Source organism: Microbacterium sp. ET2 (genome assembly GCF_030347395.1).
Taxonomy (GTDB): domain Bacteria; phylum Actinomycetota; class Actinomycetes; order Actinomycetales; family Microbacteriaceae; genus Microbacterium; species Microbacterium albipurpureum.
Genome location: NZ_CP128170.1, coordinates 2,123,698 through 2,146,263 on the forward strand (window position 1 = coordinate 2,123,698; position 22,566 = coordinate 2,146,263).

General features: G+C 70.0%; 18 protein-coding genes and 1 pseudogene. 9 read left to right on the forward strand and 10 right to left on the reverse strand.

Going from position 1 to position 22,566, the window contains the following annotated elements; all coding sequences use genetic code 11:
* The first annotated feature begins 48 nt into the window (after positions 1–48).
* The gene (locus tag QSU92_RS10330; protein ID WP_289265878.1) at positions 49–1,959 is read left to right on the forward strand and encodes a heavy metal translocating P-type ATPase; all 1,911 of its coding nucleotides are present in this window, start codon (positions 49–51) and stop codon (positions 1,957–1,959) included.
* Here the strand turns inward: QSU92_RS10330 and QSU92_RS10335 are convergent.
* On the reverse strand, positions 1,907–3,217 hold the full coding sequence (locus tag QSU92_RS10335; protein ID WP_289265879.1) for an MATE family efflux transporter: 1,311 nt from the start codon (positions 3,215–3,217) through the stop codon (positions 1,907–1,909). The two genes, QSU92_RS10330 and QSU92_RS10335, sit on opposite strands and share 53 nt — an antisense overlap.
* A 263-nt stretch (positions 3,218–3,480) precedes the next feature.
* On the opposite strand from QSU92_RS10335, the gene QSU92_RS10340 reads away from it, so the two are divergent.
* Complete coding sequence (locus QSU92_RS10340) at positions 3,481–5,463, forward strand: M13 family metallopeptidase (protein ID WP_289261515.1); 1,983 nt, start codon at positions 3,481–3,483, stop codon at positions 5,461–5,463.
* Between the two features lie 80 nt (positions 5,464–5,543).
* Positions 5,544–6,341 (forward strand): annotated as a pseudogene (locus tag QSU92_RS10345) (serine hydrolase); the annotation flags it as partial.
* A gap of 128 nt (positions 6,342–6,469) precedes the next feature.
* Here the strand turns inward: QSU92_RS10345 and QSU92_RS10350 are convergent.
* Positions 6,470–6,922 carry a shikimate kinase gene (locus tag QSU92_RS10350; RefSeq protein ID WP_333783468.1) on the reverse strand — a complete coding sequence of 151 codons (453 nt, stop codon included), beginning with the start codon at positions 6,920–6,922 and terminating at the stop codon, positions 6,470–6,472.
* Positions 6,923–7,094: 172 nt separating this feature from the next.
* Here QSU92_RS10350 and QSU92_RS10355 point away from each other — a divergent pair, with 172 nt between their 5' ends.
* From QSU92_RS10355 to QSU92_RS10375, 5 genes are all read left to right on the forward strand, one after another.
* The gene (locus QSU92_RS10355; protein ID WP_289261517.1) at positions 7,095–8,012 is read left to right on the forward strand and encodes a PaaX family transcriptional regulator; all 918 of its coding nucleotides are present in this window, start codon (positions 7,095–7,097) and stop codon (positions 8,010–8,012) included.
* A 371-nt stretch (positions 8,013–8,383) separates the two neighbouring features.
* On the forward strand, positions 8,384–9,553 hold the full coding sequence (locus QSU92_RS10360) for an HNH endonuclease signature motif containing protein (protein WP_289261519.1): 1,170 nt from the start codon (positions 8,384–8,386) through the stop codon (positions 9,551–9,553).
* 48 nt (positions 9,554–9,601) lie between these two features.
* Positions 9,602–10,492, forward strand: a complete 891-nt coding sequence (locus tag QSU92_RS10365) for a hypothetical protein (protein ID WP_289261520.1) — start codon at positions 9,602–9,604, stop codon at positions 10,490–10,492.
* Positions 10,493–10,722: 230 nt separating this feature from the next.
* Positions 10,723–13,545, forward strand: a complete 2,823-nt coding sequence (locus tag QSU92_RS10370; RefSeq protein ID WP_289261522.1) for a DUF6351 family protein — start codon at positions 10,723–10,725, stop codon at positions 13,543–13,545.
* A 109-nt stretch (positions 13,546–13,654) separates the two neighbouring features.
* The gene (locus QSU92_RS10375) at positions 13,655–14,767 is read left to right on the forward strand and encodes a 5-methyltetrahydropteroyltriglutamate--homocysteine S-methyltransferase (RefSeq protein ID WP_289261524.1); all 1,113 of its coding nucleotides are present in this window, start codon (positions 13,655–13,657) and stop codon (positions 14,765–14,767) included.
* 60 nt (positions 14,768–14,827) lie between these two features.
* Here the strand turns inward: QSU92_RS10375 and QSU92_RS10380 are convergent, their stop codons facing one another.
* From QSU92_RS10380 to QSU92_RS10400, 5 genes are all read right to left on the reverse strand, one after another.
* Positions 14,828–15,124 carry a GIY-YIG nuclease family protein gene (locus QSU92_RS10380; RefSeq protein ID WP_289261525.1) on the reverse strand — a complete coding sequence of 99 codons (297 nt, stop codon included), beginning with the start codon at positions 15,122–15,124 and terminating at the stop codon, positions 14,828–14,830.
* 191 nt (positions 15,125–15,315) lie between these two features.
* Positions 15,316–16,323: a VOC family protein gene (locus tag QSU92_RS10385; protein ID WP_289261526.1), complete on the reverse strand. Its 1,008-nt coding sequence runs from the start codon at positions 16,321–16,323 to the stop codon at positions 15,316–15,318.
* A gap of 47 nt (positions 16,324–16,370) precedes the next feature.
* Entirely contained in the window at positions 16,371–17,447 is a 1,077-nt protein-coding gene (locus tag QSU92_RS10390; RefSeq protein WP_289261528.1) for a PrpF domain-containing protein, read from the reverse strand.
* Positions 17,434–18,147 carry a 4-carboxy-4-hydroxy-2-oxoadipate aldolase/oxaloacetate decarboxylase gene (locus QSU92_RS10395; RefSeq protein WP_289261530.1) on the reverse strand — a complete coding sequence of 238 codons (714 nt, stop codon included), beginning with the start codon at positions 18,145–18,147 and terminating at the stop codon, positions 17,434–17,436. Before QSU92_RS10395 ends, QSU92_RS10390 begins: the two co-directional genes overlap by 14 nt.
* Complete coding sequence (locus tag QSU92_RS10400) at positions 18,144–18,899, reverse strand: PIG-L deacetylase family protein (protein WP_289261532.1); 756 nt, start codon at positions 18,897–18,899, stop codon at positions 18,144–18,146. The genes QSU92_RS10395 and QSU92_RS10400 overlap by 4 nt, the downstream gene beginning before the upstream one ends.
* Positions 18,900–19,041: 142 nt before the next feature.
* Between QSU92_RS10400 and ligM the strand changes: the two genes are divergently transcribed.
* The gene (gene ligM / locus QSU92_RS10405) at positions 19,042–20,448 is read left to right on the forward strand and encodes a vanillate/3-O-methylgallate O-demethylase (protein ID WP_289261533.1); all 1,407 of its coding nucleotides are present in this window, start codon (positions 19,042–19,044) and stop codon (positions 20,446–20,448) included.
* On the opposite strand, the gene QSU92_RS10410 is transcribed toward ligM, so the two are convergent.
* The 3 genes from QSU92_RS10410 to QSU92_RS10420 are packed head-to-tail and all read right to left on the reverse strand — an operon-like array spanning position 20,439 to position 22,566.
* Positions 20,439–21,245, reverse strand: a complete 807-nt coding sequence (locus QSU92_RS10410; protein WP_289261535.1) for a DUF1932 domain-containing protein — start codon at positions 21,243–21,245, stop codon at positions 20,439–20,441. The two genes, ligM and QSU92_RS10410, sit on opposite strands and share 10 nt — an antisense overlap.
* Complete coding sequence (locus tag QSU92_RS10415) at positions 21,238–22,119, reverse strand: IclR family transcriptional regulator (protein WP_289261537.1); 882 nt, start codon at positions 22,117–22,119, stop codon at positions 21,238–21,240. The genes QSU92_RS10410 and QSU92_RS10415 overlap by 8 nt, the downstream gene beginning before the upstream one ends.
* Positions 22,120–22,122: 3 nt before the next feature.
* The gene (locus tag QSU92_RS10420; RefSeq protein ID WP_289261538.1) at positions 22,123–22,566 is read right to left on the reverse strand and encodes a DUF6069 family protein; all 444 of its coding nucleotides are present in this window, start codon (positions 22,564–22,566) and stop codon (positions 22,123–22,125) included.

Genomic DNA, 22,566 nt, shown 5'->3' on the forward strand with positions numbered 1-22,566 from the left:
GACCTTGGTCCCGTGGTGAGTGCCGACCGCGACCGCCATGCTGGAGCGATGGCGGTGGTGAGGGCGCTGGTGCGGTACCCGATCATCGCGGCGACGCTCGTCGTTCTCGCTGCGGTGGCGATCATCGCGTCCTCGGGTGGGGAGCAGCAGGCCCGATGGATCGCGAGCGCGTACGTGGGGATGTTCATCGCGTGGACCCTCGTGCGGATGGTGCGCGACGTGCTGCGCGGGCACGTCGGCCTGGACGTGCTGGCGGTCGTTGCGATGGTCGCCACCCTCGCCGTCGGGGAGTACCTGGCCTCCCTCATCATCGTTCTGATGCTCTCGGGCGGCGAGGCACTGGAAGACTTCGCCGCGCGTCGGGCGACGCGCGATCTCACCGCTCTCCTCGACCGCTCGCCGCGCACCGCGCACGTCGTGGCGCCCCTGCCGCCGGAGCGCATCACGGACGTTCCCGTCGACGAGGTCGCCGTCGGCGACATCCTGCTCGTCCGTCCCTCCGAGATCGTGCCCGTCGACGGCGAACTGCTCGGCGAAACCGGCACGTTCGACGAGTCCTCCCTCACCGGCGAGAGCATGCCCGTGGTCCACAGCCGGGGGGAGGAGGTGTTCTCCGGCGCGGTCAACGGGTCGGAGGCCGTGCGGATCCGGGCGCGCCGTCCGAGCTCCGAGAGCCAGTACCAGCAGATCGTCGCTCTCGTGCAGCAGGCGCAGGCCTCGCGGGCACCGGTCGTGCGGCTCGCGGATCGCTTTGCGATCCCGTTCACCGCGGTGTCACTCTCCCTCGCCGGCGCCGCGTGGACGATCTCGGGAGATCCGGCGCGCTTCGCCGAGGTGCTGGTGCTCGCCACGCCGTGCCCCCTCCTCATCGCGGCACCCGTGGCCTTCCTCGGCGGGCTCTCCCGCGCGGCGAAGGCCGGCGTCATCGTCAAGGGCGGCGGCATCATCGAGCGGCTCGCGCGGGCACGGTCGGCGTGCTTCGACAAGACCGGGACGCTCACGGCGGGAAGGCCCGAGCTCGTCGACGTCAGACCGGCCGACGGGTTCGACCGTCGCGAACTGCTGACCCTCGCCGCATCGGCCGAGCAGTACTCCACGCACGTGCTCGCAGACGGGGTGCGTCGCCTCGCCGCCGCGGAGGGCATCACCCTCCGTCCCGCGGAGGCGGCGACGGAGATCGCCACCAACGGCGTGACGGCGCTCATCGACGGCACTCCGGTCGCCGTGGGGAAGCCGGCGTTCATCGCCTCGCGCGCACCCGCCCTCACCCGTACGCCTCTCGTGTCGGGGCATGCCGCGGCGTACGTCGCAGTGGGCGACCGCTTCGCCGGCGCCCTCGTGCTCGCCGACGCCGTCCGGCCGGAATCGGCGGCCGTGGTGGACTGGCTTCGCAGGAACGGCGTCGAGCGGGTCACGATGCTCACCGGGGACGCCGAGGCCACCGCCACCGCCATCGCGTCCCAGGTCGGGATCACCGAGGTGCACGCCGAGCTCCTCCCGCCCGAGAAGGTCCACCTGGCCGCCGGCATGCGGCCGAGGCCCACCATGATGGTCGGCGACGGCGTCAACGACGCCCCGGTGCTCGCCGCCTCCGACATCGGCGTGGCGATGGGCGCGCGCGGGGCGACCGCGGCCGGCGATGCCGCCGACGTGGTCGTGGTCGTCGACTCCCTGGCCAAGGTCGTCGAGGCGGTGGCGATCAGCCGCCACACCCTCCGAGTGGCGCTGACGGCGATCTGGATCGGGATCGCCCTCAGCGTCGGGCTGATGCTGGTGGCGACGACCGGCGTCATCCCGGCCGTTGCGGGCGCCCTGATCCAGGAGGGCGTCGATCTGGCGACGATCCTCTACGCCCTTCGCGCACTGCGCGGACCGGTGCCGGTGATCGGCGCCGCAGCGCCGGAGATCACTCGCCCGCGGTCAGCCACGCCCGACCGCGCACCCGGCGCCCCAGCGTGACCAGGCGCGCGAGCATGTAGATGCCGAAGAACGCCACCGCCAACCACGCCAGGCCCGCGGCGCCGGCCGGCGCGAAGATCGCCACGAGGACCAGCGCGGGGACGAACGGCACGAGGTTCAGCACCCCGACGATCGCGAGGTACTTCCCGTCGCCGGCTCCGATCAGCACCCCGTCGAGCACGAACACCACGCCGCACACCGGCTGGGTCACCGCGAGCACGAGCAGGGCCGGCTGCACGAGGGCGGCAAGCGCCGGGTCGCCGGTGAACACCAGGCCGATGACCCCGGATGCCGCGGCGATGGCCGCGCCGACGATGACGCCGAACCAGGCTCCCCACGCCACCGTGCGACCGAGCACGCGGCGAACGTACGGCTCGTCGCCGGCGCCGAGGCCCCTGCCGATGAGTGCCTGTGCGGCGATCGCCAGCGCATCGAGCGCGAAGGCCGCGGTGGAGAAGATCGTGAAGGCCACCTGCCAGCCGGCGAGCTCGTCCGTGCCGAGACCGGTCGCGACCGCGACCGTCGCGAGCAGCGCCGCGCGCAGTGACACGGTGCGCAGGAACATCCATCCGCCCTGCAGTGCCGAGCCGCGCACACCCTCGCGCTGCGGACGGACGGATGCCGCGTGCCGGCGGGCCAGCCGGCCGATGACCACCACGTAGGCGGCGACCATGCCCCACTGGGCGACGACCGTGCCGGCAGCCGACCCCGCGATCCCCCAGCCGAAGGCGTAGATGAACACCCAGTTCAGCAGCGCGTTCGCACCGAACCCGAGCCCGGCGATCCACAGCGGCGTCACGGTGTTCTGCATGCCCCGGAGGAGGCCCGTCGCGGCGAAGACGATGAGCATCGCCGGGAGGCCCCACATCGAGATGCCGAGGTAGATCTGCGCGTCGGCGGCGACCTCGGCGCCGGCGCCGAAGAGACCGACGAGGAACGGGGTGGCGAGGTATCCCGCGAGGGCGAGGATCGCTCCGATGCCGAGGGCCAGCCACATGCCGTCGATGCCGACCGACACCGCGCGCGAGGGATCGCCTGCCCCGAACCGCCGGGCGACGGCGGGGGTGGTGGAGTAGGCCAGGAACACCATCAGACCGACGATCGTCTGCAGCACCGCCGCACCGATGCCGAGCGCTGCGAGCGGCACGATCCCGAGGTGCCCGACGAAGGCGGAGTCGAGGATGAGGAACAGGGGCTCGGCGATGAGGGCACCGAGCGCCGGGACGGCGAGTCTCAGGATGTCGCGGTTCAGCGACATCCGCCCGGTCTTCTGCCCGCTCTCGCTCACCCTCCGAGGGTAGAACCCGTCGGCGACATCGCTCGTGATCTGCGTTCGCGGGGAGGCCGCGGTCGTGCGGATCGCCGACCCGTCAGAAAACGCGGCTCCGCCGCATCCCGAGCCGCGTTTTTCGACGGGTCGCGGCATGACGGGTGGTATTCGCGGCGCGAGGGGGCGCGCTCGACGGGCCGGCGACACGGGCCCGGACGCCGCCCGCAGAACCGCCGCCTATCCTGGAACCCATGACCGATGCACTCCGCTCCGGCCTTGCGCTCGACGAGCTCCGCGACGAGATCCGCCCGCAGGACGACCTTTTCCGCCACGTGAACGGGTCGTGGCTCGACCGCACCGAGATCCCCGACGACAAGGCGAGGTGGGGGTCGTTCCACCTCATCGCCGAGCAGGCCGAGAAGGATGTCCGGGCGATCATCGAGGAGTCGCAGGACGCCGAGCCCGGCACCGAGGCCCGCAAGATCGGCGACCTCTACGCCAGCTTCATGGACACCGGCCGCATCGCCGAGCTCGGCGCCGCGCCGCTGACGGCGCAGCTCGCGCGGGTCGACGAGGTTGCGAGCATCCCCGATTTCCTGCGTCTCGTGGGCGCGTTGGAGCGGGAGGGTGCGGGCTCGCTCATGGTGCTCTACGTCGAGCCCGACCCCGGCAACCCGCAGCGGTACGTGCCGTTCTTCGTCCAGGGCGGCTTGAGCCTTCCCGACGAGAGCTACTACCGCCTGGAGAACTTCGCCGACACGCGAACAGCGTTCCGGACGCACCTCGAGAAGATGCTGGAGCTGGCCGGGGTCGCCGACGCCGCAGCGTCCGCTGACCGCATCTTCTCGCTCGAGACGGAGCTCGCGACCCACCACTGGGACAACGTCAAGAGCCGCGACGCGGTCGCGACCTACAACCTCCGCACCTGGGAGCAGGTGAAGAGCCTCGCCGGGGCCGACCTCCAGCCGTGGCTCGAGGGCCTCGCTCCCGGGTACGAGGACGCGTTCGGTGAGGTCGTCGTCTACCAGCCGAGCTTCATCGAAGGACTGGGCGGGCTGCTGCGCGACGACCGGCTCGAGGACTGGAAGGCGTGGCTGCGCTTCCAGGTCGTCCACGCGCTCGCGCCGTTCCTCTCGGATGACTTCGTCGAGGCGAACTTCGCCTTCTACGGCACTCAGCTCACCGGCGTGCCGGTCAATCGCGAGCGCTGGAAGCGCGGGGTGAGCCTCACCGAGGCGGCCATGGGCGAGGCGATCGGCAAAGTCTACGTCGAGCGACACTTCCCGCCGGCGGCGAAGGACGCGATGGACGAACTCGTCGCGAACCTCATCGAGGCATATCGCCAGAGCATCTCCGAGCTCGAGTGGATGACCCCCGAGACCCGCGAGCGGGCGCTCGCCAAGCTCGAGGCCTTCACGCCCAAGATCGGTTACCCCGTGAAGTGGAAGGACTACTCCGCACTCGATATCGACGAGGCCGATCTGGTGGGCAACGTCCGCCGCTCGCACATCTGGGAGCACGACCGTCAGCTGTCCAAGGTCGGCGGGCCGATCGACCGCGACGAGTGGTACATGACCCCGCAGACGGTCAACGCGTACTACAACCCCCTGATGAACGAGATCGTGTTCCCGGCGGCGATCCTCCAGTACCCGTTCTTCGACGAGACGCGCGATGCGGCCGCCAACTACGGCGGCATCGGCGCGGTCATCGGCCACGAGATCGGTCACGGCTTCGACGACCAGGGGAGCCGCTTCGACGGCGACGGATCGCTTCGGGACTGGTGGACCGATGCCGACCGCGCGGCATTCGAGGAGCGCACCGGCGTGCTGATCGAGCAGTACAACTCCCTCGTGCCGCAGGGCCTCGCCGAGGAGAACACGGTCAACGGGGCGCTCACGATCGGCGAGAACATCGGCGACCTGGGCGGTCTCGGCATCGCCATCAAGGCGTATCGCCTGTCGCTCGGAGCCGACCTCGAGGGTGCCCCGGTGGAGGGTCCCGAGATCGACGGCTACACCGGCATCCAGCGGCTGCTGCTGTCGTGGGCGCAGATCTGGCAGCAGAAGGGGCGCGACGCCGAGACGATCCGCCTGCTGACGATCGACCCCCACTCGCCGAACGAGTTCCGATGCAATCAGATCGTCCGTAACATCGATGCGTTCTACGACGCGTTCGGTGTCACCGAGTCCGATGCCCTCTGGCTCGAGCGGGACAAGCGCGTCACCATCTGGTAATCCGCCCGGTCTGGTGGCGGAGGCCGTCTTCGCGTAGACAGTTGATCGAACCGTCTGGCAGGAGGGACAGTCGCGTGGCGATGCCCATCGAACCGCCCTCGCAGGGGTCTTCCGAACCCGGCTCCCGTCGGGAGCCCGACACCCTGCGCGGGCCCCGCCGCGGGCGTGCGCGCACCTCGCGTCGCGGCGGGGGCGGCGCGCGCACGTTCACCACGACGCTGCGCGCCCTCGACGCCGTCGCCGCGTCGGGCGCGCAGGTCTCGGTGCGCATCACGGACCTCGATCGGGGCACCACCGTGCTCGCCGGCGACGACCATGTCACGCAGCCGGTCGCCGGCCTGGGCGTGGTGCCGCTGCTGATCGAGGTCGCGGCGCAGTTCGAGGGCGGAACCCTCGACCCGCTCGAGCTGGTCGACCGGGCGAGCCTCGCCGGCATCGAGGGGGCGGGCATCTGGCAGCACCTGAAGGTGCCCACCCTTCCGCTCGTCGACGTTGCGGTGCTCGCGGCTGCCGCCGGTGACGGCCTCGCGGCGAACGGACTGCTCGAGCGGGTCGGCCTGCCCGCGGTGCGGGCGCGGATCGACGCACTCGGTCTCACGCGCACGGCTCTCCTCGACCGGTTCCGCGACCACCGCGGGCCCGACGACGCGCCGCACTTCGCCCTGAGCTCGGCCCGGGACCTCGCGGAGGTCTTCGCGGCCCTGGCGAACAGTCAGGCCGTATCGCCGGCGGTCAGCGCCCAGGTGGCGGAGTGGCTCACCCTCAATCACGACCTCTCCCTCGTCGCCTCAGCGATGGGGCTCGACCCGTTCGGACACGAGAGCGACGACCACGGACTGCTCTTCCTCAACAAGACCGGCCGCGACCGCGGCATCCGGGTCGAGGCCGGCGTGATCGCCGGACCCCGCGCCGGTGTGGCCTACGCGCTCATCGTGTGCTTCGATGACCTGTCGGTCATGCACCGCAGCCGCGCGCACGAGGCGTTCCGCACGCTCGGGGTGGAGCCTCATGGAGTACGTGTACTGAGGGCCTCGACCTCGTCTGCGAGGTCGGCGACCGGTCTGCGGGCGTCGAGCTCGAGCGTCGCCGATCGGCGGAGGAGGGGCTCGACCTCGATCGTGTATCGGCGGATGTCTTCCTGCTGGGTGGGCGTCTTTCCGTACGGATTGCCGGTGCGGTGCTGCACCCGGTCGAGGAGGACTTCGATCGGCGCGCTGAGCAGGACCACATGGGCGAACCGGTCTCGGAACACTCCCTGGTTCTCGACGGTGCCCGAGACCACGACGTCCTCGTGCGAGGCGAGGAGCCGGGTCATCCGCTCTTCGTCCCAGGGGCCGCCGTCGCCGTCTGTCCAGCCCTCATAGTCCGTGTCGACGGTGTCGTAGCCGCGCCGCGCGAACTCGGCCAGGAGTGTCGACTTCCCGGCGCCCGACATTCCGGTGATGAGGATGCGAGCCATCCGGCCCCTCAGACTCCCTCGTCGCCGGGGACGCCGGCGAGGTCGGCGAAGTCGAGCGGCATCCCGCGCCACGTCGTCCGCGCGGTGCTCGTCTTCATTCGCCACAACATACCGGCGCCGTGGCTCGCACGATAGCGGCCGGGGTGGCCGTGCGACCTGCCAGGATGTCGGCATGGCCCTCGCCCCGTCATCCGCTGGTGTGTCGCCGTCCTCCGGGGTGGCCGCGGCTGGCGCGGGATCGAGCCGTCCGCTGCGGAAGGTCTCGCCCGCTCGCCAGGTACTCACCCTCTTCGGCGACTACTGGTGGCGCAACGACGCCCCTCTTCCCTCCGCGGCGCTCGTCGGTGCGATGGGCGATCTCGGGATGAAGGAGCCGGCCGCGCGGGCGACCCTGGCGCGGCTCGTCCGGCTGGAGCTTCTCGAGCAGCACCGCGACGGGCGGCGTACGACGCACGGACTCACCGCACGTGGTCGCGCCATCATCGAGGACGAAGCGGCGTGGCTGGAGAGCTTCGGAGTCGCGCCGATCGTGTGGGACGGGGCGTGGAGCGTCGTCACGTTCTCGATCCCCGAAGCGCAGCGTGCGCTTCGCCACACGGCGCGCTCGCGGCTGAAGTTCCTGGGGTTCGGTCCGCTCTACGACGGCGTCTGGATCTCTCCCTCGGATGTCGCTGCGCTCGCCCGAGCGGAGCTGCTCGCACTCGGGGTTCCGGATGTCACCACGATGCGCGCACAGCTGGATGTCGCGGGGCCGGGCGGGCCGCAGCGCGCGTGGGATCTCGCTGGGGTCGGGGAGCGCTACGGGGTGTTCCGACGCGAGCTGGTCGCGTCGACGGCGGAACTCACGGGGGCGGCGGCGCTGGCGGAGCGGACGGGGCTGATGATCCACTGGCAGGCGTTCCGAGGCGTGGATGCGGGGCTTCCGGCCGCACTGCTGCCGCCGGACTGGCCGCGCGAGGAGATCCGCGGGCGCTTCGGCCGCCGATTCGACGAGCTCGGACCGGCCGCGGAGGAGCGGATGCGGTGGCACGTGTCACGGGTGGATGAAGCGCTGGCCTGGGGCGTTCTGGAGCGACGGCTGTCTCGGTGATGTCTCGAAATTAGTTTCTACTTTCGTGGCCTTGAGCCCGAGTCAATGTCGGAGCTCCCTGCGATGATGTGGGTAGGTCATCGAGACGGGGATTCCAGTGAACGCGGACGAGAAGCGGCGGCGGGCTGAAGACAAGCGCGCCGGGGTGTTCGCGGATGAGCTGGCGAAGCTGCAGCGGGCGGAGGCGAAGCTTGCCGCGAAGAAGACCCGGCTGCTGGCGGACGCGTACGCGCTGACTCTGGAGCAGCGGTCCCGGATCGGGTCCGCGTCGTCGCGGGAGCGGGACATGCCGCTGCGGTCCATGGCGCTGGAGCTGGGGATGGCGGTGCGGGTCAACGACCGGTCGATGCAATCGCAGATGCACGACGCGCATGAGCCTGATCGAACTCTTCCCCGCGACGATGGAGGCCCTGGTGGAGGGGCGTGTGTCGCGGGCGCATGCGCAGGTGATCCAGGACGCCGGCCGGGTCATCGAGGATCCCACCGACCGGGCCGCGTTCGAACGGATCGTGCTGGTAGAGGCGGAGCGTCAGACGGTGGCGCGGACGAAGACGTACGCCCGGCAACGCGCCGCGGTCCTCGACCCGCGGCCGTTGCAGGAACGACACGACACGGCGATGCGGGAACGCCGGGTGTGGGTCACCGACCTCGACGATGCCATGTCGACCCTCACGATCCTCGGCAAGAACGTCTACATCCACGGGGCCTACCACCGACTGACGGGCCAGGGCACCACGACCAAGGACGTCGACCGCGCGAGACGACGCGCATATGCGGCCGCGCAGGCGGACGCGAGTGCCGGGCCGAGTGGTGGCGATGGTTCAGGGGCCGCGTTCGGGCTCAGCGGCGACGGGGATGGCGCCGGGAGCGGTAGCGGCGACGACGAAGCGGCCTCGGGTGAGGATACTGAGCCGTGGTTCGATGAACGGACGCTGGATGAGATCCGCTGCGACCTGGCGCTGGACATGCTGCTGGCCGGGTCGCCGGTGATCGACCCCACCGACCCCACCACCGGTGGGCTGGGCGCCATCCGCGCCGAGGTGCAGATCACGATCCCGATCACCACCCTGACGGGGGTCACCGGGTCGGGGGCCGAGTTGAATGGGGTGACTCCGGTCGATCCGGAGACGGCACGCCGGATGGCGGGGACGACCCGGGTGTGGGACCGGGTGATGACCGACCCCATCAGCGGAGTCGTCACCGCCGTCGACAGATACCAGCTCCATCCCTCCCAAACCCGCTACCTCAACGCCAGGGACGTGACCTGTCGAACACCGGGATGTCGAAGGCCGGCGAAGCTGTGCCATATCGACCATTCGAAGGACTTCGCCCTCGGCGGACCCAGCTGCAACGACAACCTCTGCAACGAATGCGCCCGACACCACACGCTGAAGCACGCCACGAACTGGCACGTGGAACAGCTGCCCGGCGGCATCCTGACCTTCACCAGCCCGGGTGGGAAGACCTACGACAGCCACCCACCCTCACGCGTCACCTTCGTCCCCACCGACGACGGCCAACTCACCGTCGCACCCTTCTGACCGGTTTCCCCGTACGCTCCGGTGTGGGGGGCGACGATGAAACGAACGATGGAGACGGCAGCCTTGGCGGCAGCGGTCATGGCGACGGCAATTGCGATGACGGCGGGAATGGGTGCGAGCGCCGTGGCTGCCACGGCCGAGGAAGAGCTCGCGATCACGGTGCCGGTTGGGCTCGTGGTCGAAGATCTCGTGAAGTCCGACCTCGCCGGCGACATCCTCATCGAGGGGTGTGCGGATGGCAGCAGTCTCATCGATCTCTTCTACTCTCCGCTCGATCGCGGAGACGATCCCGGTCCGTCGCTGCGGGATGTCTTTCTGGTCCCCGACGATGACGGTGTGACGCGCCTGCCCGTGCAGACGGTTTCGAGCTGGTTCTCCTCGACGACGCGTCCGCCCGGTGGCGAGGTCGAGATCACGGTCGAATGCGACACCGCCGGTGACCGCACCTACGCCCTCGCCGCCATCGAGTCGATGGGGCTCCGCGTGGTTGTCCCTGCGGGCATGACGGTGGCCACGCTTCGCGCCGCCGCCGTGCCGAGCGCGGTGACGATCGAGGGATGCACCGGCGGAGCCGTCTCCGCACAGTTCAGCTACGCCTATCCGCTCGGCCCGGGAGCGCCGGATGTATCGACGCCGATCGTGCTCGTGCCGCCCGTCGAGACGGTGGACAGCTCCGTCTCGATCCCTCTCGCGGCCGTCTCGGAGTGGCTGCGGCTGAACGTTCCCGAAGCAGTGGAGGAGGAGCGGATCATCGTTGCCGCGCAGTGCGTGGGACGAGACCGAGCCGAAGGGGTCATCCCGTCCGATCTCGCGGTCGTGCCCGAGATCCCCGACACCGAACCGCTGCCCGACGGCGAACCGCTCCCCGAGGTCGCGCCCGTTCCCGGGAGCGCGACCGGCTCGCCGCAGCAGGGGCGCCCGCTCCCCGCCACGGGCTGAGGCGAGACCTCCGCCGAGACCGTGCCAGCGGGCGGTGCGTGCCGCGCCCGGGCCGCACTCGGCGTGGCCCGGAGATCGTCGACTACAAACTTTCATTGACGCTCGTCACTGTGACTTCTACTATGACTCGCGTGCGGCGACGACGCCGCATGTCAACGACGATGACGTCGAAAGGTTCGGGACCTATGACTTCTGCTCGAGCGCGCCTGTGGGCGTGTACGACCGCGACGGTGGCGCTCCTCGCCTCTGTCCTCACCCCCGTGGCGGCGAATGCCGCTCCACAGAGCGCAGCGATCGAAGTGCTGTCTGGGCGCGCCGACAGCGTCTCAGGCGGTGACGCACTGATCGGCATCTCGGGAGCCTCCGACGGCTTCCGCGTCACCGCCGCAGGCGCCGAGGTCACCGACGCCTTCGCGCCGCTCGGCGGGCGACTCGTCGGCGAGATCGACGGACTTCCGATCGGTCTGAGCGAGATCACCGTGACCTCGAGCAAGGGCGTCGAGCTCGGCAGCCTCGAGGTCGAGAACCACCCGGTCACCGGTCCGGTCTTCTCCGGCCCGCAGCATCCGATGTACTGCACCGCCTCCGGTGCGCCCTGGAATCTCGGGTCCGTCGACGAAGACTGCCACGTCGAGTCAGCGGTCGTGACCTACCGTTACCGCACGACCGGCGGACAGTTCGCGAACTATCCGACCGACGGCTCGACCCCGGGAGACGTCGCCACAACCACGACCCTCGAGGGTGACACCGTCCCGTACGTCGTCCGCGTCGAGCGGGGCACCATCAACCGGGCGGTCTACGAGACCGCGATGCTGCACCAGCCGACCGATCCAGAGCCGACCCCCTTCGCAAGCCCCACGGGCTGGAACGGACGCCTCGCGTACACCTTCGGGGGCGCCTGCGGTGTCGGGTACTGGCAGGGATCGTCCACGGGCGGGGTCGAGAACGACCTGCTGCTCAGCCGTGGCTACGCGGTGGCGTCGGCGACCTTCAACGTCTACGCCCAGAACTGCAACGACGTCACCAGCGCCGAGACGGCGATGATGGTCAAGGAGCACATCGTCGAGCAGCTCGGTCCCGTGAAATACACGGTCGGCTCGGGCGGATCGGCGGGGACCATGCAGCAGCTGCTGCTGTCGAACAACTACCCCGGCATCCTCGACGGCGTCCTCGGCGAGATCGGCTACCCCGACGAGCGGTCGACCACGATCGGCGGTCACGACTGCCGCGGTCTGCTCGGCTACTGGAACTCGCCCGCCGGCGCCGGCTGGACCGATGAGCAGAAGCTCGCCGTCACCGGCCACGCCACCACGGGCACGTGCTTCGGCTTCACCTTCTTCGACGGCGTCGACGACCCCAACCGCGGGTGCAACGCGGCGATCCCCGTCGAAGACCGGTGGTCCCCGAGCAACCCCGAGGGTCTGCGCTGCACGATCGCCGACATGGTCAAGAACGTCTACGGCACCGACGACCAGGGCCGCGGCCTGCGGGTAGAGCCTGACAACGTCGGCATCCAGTACGGACTGAATGCCCTCGAGGACGGCGTCATCACACCCGAGCAGTTCCTGTCGCTGAACGAGAACATCGGCGGCATCGACGTCGACGGCGCCCCCACCGCCGAGCGTTCGGAGGCGAGCGTCGAGGCGATCGAGCGGGCCTTCGCCACCGGCCGGGTCAACATGATGACCGGCGGGCTCGAGACCATCCCGGTCATCGAGATCCGCAACTACACCGACCCCACGGGCGACTTCCACGAGCGGTACCGCTCTGCGATCATCCGTGAGCGGATGCTGCGGGCCTGGGGTGATGCCGATACGCACGTCAACTGGACCGGCCCGAACAACGGTCCGGCGACGGCGGCGATGCGGGCCGAAGCGCTGACCCAGCTCGAGGCGTGGCTCGATGCGATCGTCGAGGCCGGCGGTCCGGGCGATCGGGCTCGGACGGTCGCGGCGCGTCCGGCGGGCCTCACCGACGGGTGCTTCGACGCCGAGGGCGGGTTCATCACCGAAGTCCTCGATTACGACGACCCCACCACGACGTGCAACACGCTGTATCCGTATCACTCGCAGCCGCGAGCCGAGGCCGGACTGCCGTTGTCGGCCGAGGTGCTGAAGTGCCAGCTGACCGAGCCGGTGCGGGGCGACTATCCCGAGATGACCGATGACGAGTGGAATCGCCTGACGGCGCTCTTCGACACCGGTGTCTGCGACTACACCCAGCCGAGCCAGGGCTACACCGAGCTCGCGGGCACGTGGCTCGACTTCGGTGACACCGAGGCAGCTGCGCTCGACGCTGTAGGAATCACCGGCAGTGCGCGCGTCGGTGCCGAGCTCGCCGCCACAGGCGGGTCGTCGACGCCGGGCGCGACGCTGTCGTACCAGTGGTTCGCCGACGGCCAGCCGATCGAGGGCGCCACCGGGGCGACCTACGTCGTCGACCCCGCCGTCGCGGGTGCGGCGATCACGGTGCGGGTGACGGCATCCGCTCCCGGCTTCGTCGACCGTAGCGTCGTGTCCGACCCGACCCAGCGGGTGCTGCTCGCCGCGGTGCCGACGATCGAGGGCACACCGGTGGTCGGCGAGACCCTCCGCGCGGTGCCCGGCACCTGGACCGAGGGCGCGAAGCTGACCTACCAGTGGTACGTCGGCGACCGGGCGATCCGCGGGCAGAACAAGCCGACGCTGAAGGTCAGCGCGGCGTACCTGAAGCAGCCGCTGAGCGTCGAGGTGACCGGCACTCTCGCCGGGTATGAGACGGTGACCCTGCGCTCGGATGCGACGCTGAAGACGGCGCTGGCGACCGAGGGCTTCGTCATCGGCCTGCCGTGGGTCGGTGCGAAGGTCACCGCGGTGGCCGGGGTCTGGACGCCCGGGACGGCGATCAGCTACCAGTGGCTCCGCGACGGGGAACCGATCCCCGGCGCAACCGGCCGCCAGTACACCCTGACCCGGGATGATCGCGGCTCGAGCATCTCGGTCGCCATCACCGGGACGCTCGACGGGTACCCGACGGTCACCCTCGAATCGCGGAACGCGGTGCGGCTGCGCTGAGCCGGCGTGTGCCTGCACGGGGTCACGTCCTCGGCCGCTGGAGCCGGGAGACGTGACCCCGTGTGTCAACGGGCGGGTGATGTCGGCGAGTGGTGATTACGCTCGAGCCATGTCCACACCGCCCTTCCGCGCCGACATCGTCGGCAGCTTCCTCCGCCCCACCGCGCTCGCCGAGGCGCGAGCACGGCACGCCGCCGGCGAGCTGGATGCCGAAGGGCTGCGCGTCGCCGAAGACACCGCGATCGCCGAGCTCGTCGTGCAGGAGGCGGATGCCGGGCTGAGGCTCGCCACCGACGGGGAGTTCCGACGCTCGTGGTGGCACTTCGACTTCTTCGGTCTCCTCGACGGCGTCGAGATCGTCGAACTCGACCACGGCATCCAGTTCCAGGGCGTCCAGACCCGGCCGCGGGGCATCGAGATCACCGGACCGATCGGGTTCAGCCCGAGTCATCCGTTCCTCGAGCACTATCGGTCGCTCGCCTCGCTCCTCGAGAGGACAACGGGCGCCGTGCCGAAGTTCTCGATTCCCGCGCCGACCGTGCTCGACTTCCGCCTCGAGCCCGGGCACATCGACGCCGGCACCTACGGCGGGCGTGACGCCATCGTCGACGACCTCGTGCAGGCGTACCGCGACGCGGTGCAGGCGTTCTACGACGCTGGTGCGCGGTACCTGCAGTTCGATGACACCGCCTGGGCCTACCTCTGCTCCGAGGAGGAGCTGACCAAGGCGGCGAGCCGCGGCATCCGCACCGACGGCATCGCGGAGCGCTACGCCGAGCTTCTCAACCGCATCCTCGACGGTCGGCCTGACGACCTCACCGTCACCACGCACGTGTGTCGCGGAAACTTCCGTTCGACCTGGATCTCGTCGGGTGGCTACGAGCCGGTCGCCGAGCAGCTGCTCGGCGTCGTGGACTACGACGGCTACTTCCTGGAGTACGACAGCGAGCGTGCCGGTGGCTTCGAGCCGCTGCGGTTCCTTCCCAAGGGTGACAAGACCGTGGTGCTCGGGCTCGTGACCACCAAGAGCGGTGCGCTCGAGGATCCGGATGCCGTCCGTCGCCGCATCGACGAAGCTGCGGCGTTCGCGCCACTCGAGCAGCTGGCGCTCAGCCCGCAGTGCGGATTCGCCTCGACCGAGGAGGGGAACCTCCTCAGCGAAGACGAGCAGTGGGCGAAGATCCGCGAGGTCGTCGCCGTCGCCGACGCCGTCTGGGGCTGACCCGCCCGCGGTCAGCGAGGGAGCCTCGGTCGTTGAGCGAGCGAAGCGAGTCGAGACGCGTCAGCCCGTGGCGCGCTTCTTCCGATCACGCACGCTCCAGCCGATGACCGCATCAAGGCCACCGTCGATGAGAGCCTGCCGCTTGGCGCGGCTCCATCCCTGAATGCGCTTCTCCCACGCGAAGGCTTCGTCGATTCGGGCGAAATCGGCGCTCCAAGCGAGCTGAACCGGTAAACGACGACGCGTATAGGCGCTTCCCATTCCCGCGTTGTGCTGGGTGAGCCGTCTTGCCAGATCGTTGGTGCTTCCGACGTAGAAGGAACCGTCGGCGCAACGAAGGATGTAGACGTAACCCATGGCGTGAAGATAGCCGCGGCCGCGGACACCCGGGCAGGGCGTTTCGTCTCGCTGCGCTCGCTCAACGACCGGGTGCTCGTTTCGTCTCGCGGCGCTCGCTCAACGACCGGGTGCTCGTTTCGTCTCGCTGCGCTCGCTCAACGACCGGGTGCTCGTCTCGTTGCGCTCGCACGACGACCGGCGGCTCGTCGTCAGGGCTTCTTGTAGGGCTCGCCGCGCATCGCGGCGGCGTCGATCTCCTCCTGGTTCTCCACGAACGGGGTGCCGTGGGTGTGGAAGGTGGGAACGGTCTTCGCGCCCCAGGCTTGACCCTTCGCCCGCTCGGCCTGGCTCCATTCCACGACCGGCCAGTCGGGGTCGAGGATGAGCCGCGCACCCGCGTTCGCCAGCTCGATGCGATTGCCGCCCGGTTCCCAGACGTAGATGAAGAACGTCTGGTTGATTGCGTGCTTGTACGGCCCGAACTCGATGTGCACGCCGTTCTCGAGGAAGATGTCGGCGGCCTTCAGGATGTCTTCGCGGGTGTCGGGCGCGAAGGCGAAGTGGTGGAACCGACCGCGCGTACCCGTCCAGTCGTCGGAGTACACCACGTCGTACGACTTCTGCTGGAACCGGAACCACCAGGCCCCGTAGCGGCCGTCGTCCAGCCGCACTCGCTCAGACTCGCGCGAGCACATGACATCGCGCCAGAACTCGCCGGCGGCGTTGACGTCGGAGGCGAGGTAATTGATGTGGTCCATGCGACGGGCGTTGGCCCCGCGGCCCGGGAACGCCGAGGCCTGGTTCTTCAGGGCGGGCCGATCCTCGTCGTCCGAGACGTAGTGCTCGGTGTCGTAGTAGAGCGCCATCACGTGCCCGTCGGGGTCTTCGAACTCGTAGGACCGCCCGACGCCCACCTCGGGCTCGCGCCACCCGTGTCCGAGCCCTGCCGCCTCGATCGCGGCCACCCGACGATCGAGCGCATCCGGGCTGGTGGTGCGGAAGAGCGTACGGCCGATGCCGTTGGTGTCGGACGCCGTGAGCTTCAGCGTGTACAGCTGGTACTCGTCCCAGCACCGCAGGTAGACGGAGTCACCCTGCTCGGCGACGACCCGCATCGCGAGCAGATCGCGGAAGAAGTGCAGGCTCTCATCGAACTTCGGGGTGTACAGCTCGACGCCGCCGATGTGGGCGAGGTCGAAGTTCTCGCTGCTGGCCATGGTCGGTCCTCTCTGACGCGGGTGGGTGAGACGCGGGTGGTTCGGGGTCAACGGCGCGGCCGTGGGAACACGGCGCCGTCGAAGATCTTGCGGGCGGTGCGAAGGGATGCGGATGTCGCGTGCCAGACGCCCGTGTCGTCGGCGGCGACCCGCACCCGGGAGGTGAGGATGCCGCTCGGATGCTCGACGTCGATCGCGAGACCCGCATCGGGCGCTCCCTCCGGAAGCCGCGCGGCATCGGCGCCGATCGCGCCGGGAACGCAGACGCCGGCGGCGACGGAGGCCGCCATCAGCACCCCGATGGACGAGTGGACGCGGTGGGGGATGAAGGCACGGGTCGCCACGGCGCCGTCCCCGGCCGGGGCCGACACGAGGATCATCTTCGGAACGGTCTGGTCGGTGACGTCACCGAGTCCCATGAGAGGGCCCGCCGCGCGGCGAATCTCCTCGACGGCCGCTTTCACCGCGATGTCCGCTTCGAGTTCTTCCGGCACCTCGTGCCCGGTCGCCCCGACATCCTCGGGGCGGAGGAGCACCACCGGCATCCCGTTGTCGACGAGAGTGACGGTGCGCCCGGCGACGACGTCGGTCACGTTCCCCGTGGGGAAGAGGGCACGGATGCCGCCGGACTCGAGCTCGATCGCAGCGGCCGTCCCCGGCACACCGTCGATCGACGCCTCACCGTCGTAGCGAGGCATTCCGTTCTCCAGCGGGAAGGTTGCTGTGGCGACGTCGCCGGTGTTGACCAGCCGTATGCGGATGACGGCATGATCGCCGTCGGCCTCGACGATGCCCCGCTCCATGGCGAAAGGACCCACGCCGGCGAGCAGGTTGCCGCACGTCTGCGTCGTTGCGACGGTGGGCTCCTCGACGCCGATCTGGAGGAAGAGGTAGTCGACGTCGACGTCGGGCACGCTCGACCGGCTGACGATCGCGACCTTCGACGTCAGCGGGTGGGCTCCGCCGAGGCCGTCGATCTGACGGGCATCCGGGGTGCCCATGATCCGCAGCATGAGGTCGTCGCGGGCGTCGGCGTCGGCGGGAACGTCATCGGCCACGAAGTACGCGCCCTTCGATGTGCCGCCTCGCAGCAGCATGCACCGGATGCCGTCACTGCTGCCCACGCTGATATTCCTCCTGCGTCATGTACGCGACGCCGAGGTCGGCGAGGAGCGGTCGCAGCCCCTTGCGATCGAGACTGAGCTCTGTTCCCGCCGCGTAGACGTCCCGGTCGGCAGACTCCTTGGCCACGCGCGCGTCGGCGGCGGCCAGCGCCGCGGGGGCGTCGGCGCGCGGCACGACGACGACACCGTCATCGTCGGCGATGACGACGTCGCCGGGATGGACGACCGCGCCGGCCACGACGACCGGCACGTTCACCGAGCCCGGCGTCGCCTTGACCGTGCCCTGCGCGTGCACGCCGTTGGACCACACCGGGAAACCCATCCCACGGAGGTCGGCGATGTCGCGCACCCCGGTCGTGGTCACCAGGCCCCGCACGCCCCGGGCCTGCAGCGCCGTGGCGAAGAGGTCGCCGAAGGCGCCGTCGGAGGAGGGCGAGGTCGTGGTCACGACGAGGAGATCACCCGCACGGCACTGCTCGATCGCCGCATGGATCATGAGGTTGTCTCCCGGTGCCCCGACGACGGTGACGGCGCTGCCGGCCACGCGCGCCGCATCCTGAATCGGACGGATTCCCGGCCCGACGAGACCTGTGCGCCCCATCGCTTCATGCACCGTCGCCACGCCGTGGGCACCCAGTGCATCGATCACGCGGGACTCGGCCCGCGCGATGTCGGTGACGATGACGGGGCGGGTGGTCACGACAGGACGCTCGTGACCTGGGGGAGGTGGCGCATGTACGCCTCGCCCATCGTGTCGTGGGGCAGGCCCAGGTTCGGGCCCGCGTTGCGCTTGACCTGAACCCCGCGGCGCACGGCGAGGTCGGTGTAGTACGACCACATGTGCTTCTGGGCGGGAAGGCATTCCATCGCCGCACGCTTGCGCGGGAAGGCGTCGGTGATGTCGAGCAGGACGTTGGGTGTGAAGTCGCACTGCTCGGGCTGGTGCGGTTCGAAGAAGAACACCGGCGGAGCGCCGATGATCTGCTCCTTCGTCGGCGTCGATCCGTCGCCGTTGGGAACGCCGATGGCCTGCGCGAGGATCCGCGCCTCCAGGGCCATCCGCGCCGCGGCCGGGTGGTCGCCGTTGTAGGGATCGCGCAGGGTGTGGGTGAGCACGACGGTGGGCTGGACCCGCCGGTAGAGGTCGACCAGCTTCACGACGGCGTCCCGCGATTCCACGAGGGGGTAGTCGCCGAGGTCGAGGAATTCGATCTCCGCGCCGAGGGCGGATGCCGCGGCCTCGGCCTCCCCGCGCCTGATCTCCTTGATCTCGTCGAGGTCCTTTCCCTGCAGCCACTGACTGGCCGACTCGCCACGCTCGCCGTACGAGAGGCAGGCCACCACGGCGCGATCACCACGCATCGCGGCGGACGCAATCGCGCCCCCGGCCCGCCAGACGAAATCGCCCGCGTGGGCGCTGACCACCAGCAGTGTGCCCTGAGCCTCTGACATGCCGTAAGGGAATCACACCCCTAGCGGAATGGTCAAGAAATTGTCTACAATCTCGGCTACCGGATCCCTCCGCTCGTAGGGATGTCGCCCACCCACGCCGCAGCCGCGGACGCGGTGCTGACAAGGAAGTCGAGGACGCCACATGGCCGCCACCCTGCAGGAACTGCTCGATGAGCGCGGGAACACCGTGGACATGCTCCGCAACTCCCGCCTCGGCACCTACATCTACCCGGTGGTGCCGGCCGAGTTCACCAACTGGCGACGCGAGCAGAAGGCGTGGCGTGAGACCGCCGTGCTCTACGACCAGTCGCACCACATGGTGAATTTCTTCATGTCGGGCCCGGGTGCACTGCAGCTGCTCTCGGACACCGGTATCAACAGCTTCGCCAACTTCCCCGTCAACGTCGCCAAGCAGTTCGTCCCGACCGCCTCCAACGGCGGTGTCATCGGCGACGGCATCCTCTTCCACGAGGCCGAGAACGACTACGTCTACGTCGGCCGCGCACCCGCGGCGAACTGGCTGCAGTTCCACGCCGAGACCGGCGGGTACGACGTCGAGACCCGCTACGACGACCGCTCGCCTTCGCGCCCCTACGGCGCCGCGGTCGACCGCGAGTACTACCGCTTCCAGATTCAGGGTCCCAACGCCTGGGCGATCATCGAGAAGCTCGCCGGCGGCGAGGTCGAGAAGGTCAAGTTCTTCCACATGGGCGAGATGACCATCGCCGGCGAGAACGTCCGCACCCTGCGCCATGGCATGGCCGGCGCGCCGGGCCTGGAGCTGTGGGGGCCGTACGAGCACCACGGCAAGATCCGCGACGCGATCCTCGAGGCGGGCGCCGAGTTCGGCATCGAGCCGTGCGGCTCGCGGGCGTACTCCTCCAACACGCTCGAGTCGGGGTGGATCCCCTCGCCCCTTCCGGCGATCTACACCGGCGGCGACATCGAACGTCGTTACCGCGAGTGGCTCCCCGCCAACAGCTACGAGGCGATCAACGCCCTCGCCGGATCGTTCGTCTCCGACAGCATCGACGACTACTACCTGAACCCCTGGGAGCTCGGGTACGGCTCGTTCGTGAAGTTCGACCACGACTTCATCGGCCGCGAAGCGCTCGAGCAGATCGACCCCGAGCGCCAGCGCAAGAAGGTCACGCTCGCCTGGAACGACGAGGATCTCGCGAAGATCCTCGCCTCGCCGCTGGACCGTGAGGGCCCCGGCTACCAGTTCTTCGACCTGCCGAACGCCAACTACGGCTCGTCCAACTACGACGCCGTCATCGACGCCGACGGGAACACCGTCGGGCTGTCGCTGTTCACCGGTGTCACGGCGAATGAGAAGCGCGGCCTGTCGCTGGCGACGGTCGACCGCGACGTGCCGATCGGAGCCGAGGTGCGCGTGGTGTGGGGCGAGCCCGACGGCGGGTCCGGCAAGACCACCGTCGAGCCGCACGAGCAGATCGCGGTGCGTGCCGTGGTGAGCCCCGTGCCCTACGCCGAGACCGCGCGCACCGAGTACCACGGCGGCTGGCGCACCACCGGTCAGGCCTGATCGGCGCCCTGCCGGCCCTGATCGCTGCGGAGCCGCGCGAGCCACGCGAGCGTCGCGCGGGTCATGTCGGTGGGCGCGCCCAGGGCCTCGAGCTCGGTGAGGGCGTCGTGCATCTCCTGCTCGCGCCGCGCGGCGTGGGTGCGGGTGCCGTCGACGAGGCGCGCCACGCGCTGGTGACCCTCGCCATCGACGTCGAGCTCGGCGGCGATGTGGTCGCGCATCCACGCCTCGGCATCGGCAGCGCGCGCGGCGTCGAGGCTCTCGAGCACGACGGCGGCGAGCCCCTTCATGAACACGCTCCGCAGGAGCTTGCGTTCGGCGGCCGCCCCCGCGGGTGCATCGACGACCTCGACCGGCACGCCGAGCGGTGACACGATCGCCGCGAAGGACGCGGCGCCGTCGCCGGAGGCGAGAAGCGGCGTCGCGTGCCCGGTCCGCGGAACCGGGGCGAGCACCGCGACATCCGCCATCGACACTCCGCGGTCGGCCGCCATCCGCGCGACCGTCCGCATCGCGTCGGGCGAGGCGGCGTTGAGGTCGGCGTACACCGTTGTGGCGGCGATGTGGGGGAGGAGGCCGGAGGCGACCTCGATCGCGAGTCGACCGTGCACGAGGCTCAGCACCAGGTCCGCGCCGGCCACTGCGGCGGCGGCGCTGTCGGAGTGCACGACGCCGGAGAGTCCGGGGGCGTGATGCGGATCGTATCCGCGCACGCGGGCACCGGCGGCCGCGAGTCCCGCGGCGTAGCGGCTGCCTGCCTCGCCGAGCCCGATGACCGCGATGGTCGGCTCACTCACCGCGCACCACGATCCCGGCGTCGTGGGGGTCGCTCGTGAGCTGTTCGAAGTACTCCAGCGACCGCGCCGAGCCGCGCACGAGGGAGCGGATGCCGAGGGGATGCTCTTCGACGTCGGCCCGGTAGGCCTCGGCGAGGTCCTTCTCGATGCCCGCGGCGGCACGGCGGAGGAGTCCGATGTATGGATGCGGCGACGCGCCGTCGTTGGGGACGACGACCCCGATCGCGGCGTACACCGATCCGTCGGGCCCGGAGACCGGCACGGCGATCCCGCGCGAGTCGGCGTGGATGTGGCCGTCGTTGACGGCGAACCCGTCGGCGCGCACCTGGCGCAGGCGCGCGCGGAGGTCCTTCTCGGTGCGGATGGTGCGCTCGGTGTAGACGCGCAGGCCCTGCCGCACCACCTCGGTGACGAGGACGGGATCGGCGAACGCGAGGAGCACCAGTCCGCTGGAGGACGCGTGCAGCGGCATCCGTCCGCCGATGAGGGTGGCGTTGAGGACGGCGTCCCGCATCGAGAGGCGCTCGATGAAGAGCACGTCGGTGCCGCTGAGCACCCCGAGCTGCGTGTGCTGGCGCACCCGCTCGTGCACCGCGCCGAGCCAGGGGCGCGCGATCTCTCGCAGACCGAGGGCTCCGGGTGTGCGGCTGGCGAATTCCCACAGCCGAACGCCGAGCCGATAGGTGCGGTCGGGGAGGCGCTCCAGCAGTCCCTCGCGTTCGAGCTCGGAGACGAGACGGTGCGCACTGGAGCGCGGCAGCCCCGAGGCATCCGCGATCTCACTGAGGGTGAGGAACGGATGCCACGCGTCGAATGTGTCGAGGATGCGGAGGTGCTTGTGGAGCACCGACTCCCCCGCGGATCCGCGTGCCATGGGTCACTCCTGCGTCACGGCGCGCCGTGCGTCGCGCCGAGCGCGGAGGGCGAGGAGCGCCGCAGCGGTGAACGGCGCCATGGCGAGGTGGCAGAGGGCGAGGGCGACGGTGCTGCCGGTGTCGAAGTCGGCGGGGATCGTCAGGGCGAAGATCGTCCCGATCTCGAGCAGCACCGCCACGATGATCGCGACGAGGAAGACCCAGCGCCACCAGTGCCCCACGATCGCCGCGACCGTCAGCCCGACGAGGAGCGGGACGGCGGTGAACTGGATCAGCACGGGTGGCAGCACCTGCAGCGGACCGCCGGCGGCGGTGAACCGGAAGTCGACCCCGAGAAGGCGTGCGATGCCGTAGATCGCGAGGTTCGCCAGCACGGCGCCGACCACGGCGATGAGGATGATCCAGACCGACCTCAGCGACGAATATCGGTTCATCGCGCGGCGCAT

What these genes read in the sequence shown, in the direction of transcription:
- QSU92_RS10375 (WP_289261524.1), top strand. Translation starts at nt 13,655, where the DNA reads ATGTCCACACCGCCCTTCCGCGCCGACATCGTCGGCAGCTTCCTCCGC.
- ligM (WP_289261533.1), top strand. Translation starts at nt 19,042, where the DNA reads ATGGCCGCCACCCTGCAGGAACTGCTCGATGAGCGCGGGAACACCGTG.
- QSU92_RS10365 (WP_289261520.1), top strand. Translation starts at nt 9,602, where the DNA reads ATGGAGACGGCAGCCTTGGCGGCAGCGGTCATGGCGACGGCAATTGCG.
- QSU92_RS10385 (WP_289261526.1), bottom strand. Translation starts at nt 16,323, where the DNA reads ATGGCCAGCAGCGAGAACTTCGACCTCGCCCACATCGGCGGCGTCGAG.
- QSU92_RS10400 (WP_289261532.1), bottom strand. Translation starts at nt 18,899, where the DNA reads ATGTCAGAGGCTCAGGGCACACTGCTGGTGGTCAGCGCCCACGCGGGC.
- QSU92_RS10355 (WP_289261517.1), top strand. Translation starts at nt 7,095, where the DNA reads ATGGCCCTCGCCCCGTCATCCGCTGGTGTGTCGCCGTCCTCCGGGGTG.
- QSU92_RS10335 (WP_289265879.1), bottom strand. Translation starts at nt 3,217, where the DNA reads ATGTCGCTGAACCGCGACATCCTGAGACTCGCCGTCCCGGCGCTCGGT.
- QSU92_RS10415 (WP_289261537.1), bottom strand. Translation starts at nt 22,119, where the DNA reads ATGGCACGCGGATCCGCGGGGGAGTCGGTGCTCCACAAGCACCTCCGC.
- QSU92_RS10330 (WP_289265878.1), top strand. Translation starts at nt 49, where the DNA reads ATGGCGGTGGTGAGGGCGCTGGTGCGGTACCCGATCATCGCGGCGACG.
- QSU92_RS10380 (WP_289261525.1), bottom strand. Translation starts at nt 15,124, where the DNA reads ATGGGTTACGTCTACATCCTTCGTTGCGCCGACGGTTCCTTCTACGTC.
- QSU92_RS10420 (WP_289261538.1), bottom strand. Translation starts at nt 22,566, where the DNA reads ATGCGCCGCGCGATGAACCGATATTCGTCGCTGAGGTCGGTCTGGATC.
- QSU92_RS10350 (WP_333783468.1), bottom strand. Translation starts at nt 6,922, where the DNA reads ATGGCTCGCATCCTCATCACCGGAATGTCGGGCGCCGGGAAGTCGACA.
- QSU92_RS10340 (WP_289261515.1), top strand. Translation starts at nt 3,481, where the DNA reads ATGACCGATGCACTCCGCTCCGGCCTTGCGCTCGACGAGCTCCGCGAC.
- QSU92_RS10360 (WP_289261519.1), top strand. Translation starts at nt 8,384, where the DNA reads ATGAGCCTGATCGAACTCTTCCCCGCGACGATGGAGGCCCTGGTGGAG.